Origin of the sequence: Marinobacter sp. (genome assembly GCF_014859525.1) — a bacterium.
GTDB lineage: Bacteria > Pseudomonadota > Gammaproteobacteria > Pseudomonadales > Oleiphilaceae > Marinobacter.
This window is the reverse complement of the sequence record NZ_JACUUB010000159.1, coordinates 1-2,402: the sequence shown is the minus strand read 5'-3', so window position 1 is coordinate 2,402 and position 2,402 is coordinate 1. Positions and strand designations below refer to the sequence as shown.

The window sequence follows — 2,402 nt, the reverse complement described above, 5'->3', positions numbered from 1 at the left end:
AGACTCATTTACCGCCAGGTAATCCATCACCGAAAAGCCGTCGTCCGAGCTGTAAGGGAAGAACGGCAGAATATGCACGGCGCTGATGACGTCCCGCAGGCAGTCGTCCAGAAAGCGCTTGAGCGTCACCAGCGGCTTGTCATCCGGCTGCTGAACGGTATCGGCGTAGGTGATCAACACAATGTCCGATTGGTCCCAATGGTTCTGGTGCGCCGGGGGCGCCTCGGCATCCCGCGCCAGTGCCATCGCATCCATCAACTGCTCTGCCACAAAGGCGCAGTCCACCGGCGGGTAAACCACTTCCAGCATCGCCACCAGTTTGCTGTCCAGAGTCTGGCTCACGGCCGGAACTCCTGGTTATCCAGCTCCACCGCCTCCAGCAACTGCTCCCGGATATCCGGAATGGCGCTGGTCACACGGTTCCAGCTGGGAATGAACGGCGTGTCCATGGGGTTGTCGAGGAAATGCGCGCCGGCGCTCATCACATTCTGAGCGAACAGCTCCACCGCTTTTTCCTCCTTATGACGGTCGAAATTCAGCCCATTGATGATCGCATCGTTCTGATAGGTCTCCACAAAATCCAGCGCAATGCGGAAGTAACTCGCCTTGATGGTGCGGAACTTCTCATTGGAGAAAATCTCACCGTTGGTGGCCAGCTTGCGAAACAGCGCCTTGGAGATGTCCACACTCATCTTGGACAGGCCTCGGCTGGCGTCTTCCGGTGACAGGTCCTGATGCTTGTGGTCATAGACATCCGCCACATCCACCTGGCACAAGCGGTTGGTGGCGTAGTTGCGCTTCATTTCAGACAAGACGCCAATTTCCAGGCCCCAATCGCTGGGAATGCGCAGATCGTTGATCACATCGGTACGGAAAGAGAACTCACCCGCCAGCGGGTAGCGATAGCTGTCCAGGTAATCCAGAAAATCGTTCGGGCCACAGACTTTTTTAAGTGCGCGAATCAGCGGCGTGACGAGCAGGCGGCTGACTCGGCCATTCATGCTGCCGTCCGCCACCCGGGCGTAGTAGCCTTTGCAGAACATGTAGTTGAAACCGGGGTTGGCCACCGGGTAGATCAGGCGCGCAAGCAAGTCCCTGGAATAAGTCAGGATGTCGCAATCGTGCAAGGCCACGGATTTGCTCACACCCGAGGCCAGCACGTAACCGAAGCAGTACCAGACATTGCGGCCCTTACCCATCTCGGTCGGAGCCAGACCCTGCTCCCGCAATTTCATATCCAGTGCCCGCAACCGGGGGCCATCGTTCCAGAGCACCTTGAACGGCTGCGGCAGCTCGGAAAAATACTCCAGGGCATGGCGATATTGTGCTTCATCGGCACGGTCCAGGCCGATCACGATTTCATCCAGGTAGGGCACCTTGGTCAGCTCCTGAACGATGTTTTTAAGCGCAGGCCCTTCCAGCTCCGAGTACAGCGACGGCAATACCAAAGACATAGGCCGGGCTTTACGAAAGCTCATCAGGTCCGCTTCGATGTCTTCCACGGGGCGGCGCACAAGGTTGTGCAGGGTGGTGATAATGCCATTCTGGTAAAAGTCGCCCATGGCGGCTCCTCCTTTACTGGTAGCCGTACTCAAAGAGAAGGTTGAGCACGCATTCATTCCAACCCTCGGGGCCGGGCTTGATGGAGCGCATGGCGTGCCGGGACGACGGCAACTGAACCTGATCACTGTTCACCCCGCGAATCACCACCGGTACGTCGGCGGATTCTAGCAGGCGCTGATCGTTGGGACTGTCACCCAAAGCAATCGTCACAATGGGCTCATCGCCATAGTGCTCCTGATAACGCCTCAGCAAGAACCGGGCCCCCTCTGCCTTGTCGAAGGCGCCCATGGCATGCCAAAAGCGCCCGCCCTGCACCAACCGCAAGCCCTCAAGCTCAAGTGCAGCGCGAAATTGCGCCAGTTCTGCCTCGGTGCCGTCCCACTTCAACGGCACCGTCGCCAGGCGCTGTTTGGCGCGGGCCGCCTCTGCTACCGTCAACCGGGTAAGCGCGGCCACCTCTGCCGCAGACAGGTCATCAAAGCTCCGAAACTGTGCACCAGACTCGCGCTGCACCAAAAGAGTGCGAACAACCTCGTCATAAGATGTACCAACATGGACCACCTCCTCCTCGGCATTGCCTAAACAACCGGAAGGAATCACCACCGCCGCGCCGTTCTCCGCAATAAACGGCGCCCGCAAGCCCATCATGTTTTGCAGCTCACGGATCTCAGCCGCGGTTTTACTCGAGTTAAGAAGCAACGGAATACCGTTAGCCCCTAGCCGCGCCATCGCCGGCTTCGCCGCCCGCCAGCTGTAACTGTGATGATCCAGCAACGTGCCATCCAGATCCGTAAAAACAATCAAGTGTGGTTGCATTTCCCCATCCCGCTCTGCAATCT

The 2,402-nt window shown here is 58.2% G+C and carries 2 protein-coding genes and 1 pseudogene; all 3 read right to left on the bottom strand.

The window, feature by feature from the left end; genetic code table 11:
* Positions 1-342, bottom strand: a pseudogene (locus IBX51_RS14980) (alpha-amylase); the annotation flags it as partial.
* Entirely contained in the window at positions 339-1,562 is a 1,224-nt protein-coding gene (locus tag IBX51_RS14975) for a glycosyl transferase (RefSeq protein WP_291832127.1), read from the bottom strand. The gene IBX51_RS14975 and the pseudogene IBX51_RS14980, both read right to left, overlap by 4 nt.
* A gap of 13 nt (positions 1,563-1,575) precedes the next feature.
* Entirely contained in the window at positions 1,576-2,379 is an 804-nt protein-coding gene (locus IBX51_RS14970; protein WP_291832128.1) for a mannosyl-3-phosphoglycerate phosphatase, read from the bottom strand.
* Positions 2,380-2,402: the final 23 nt, after the last annotated feature.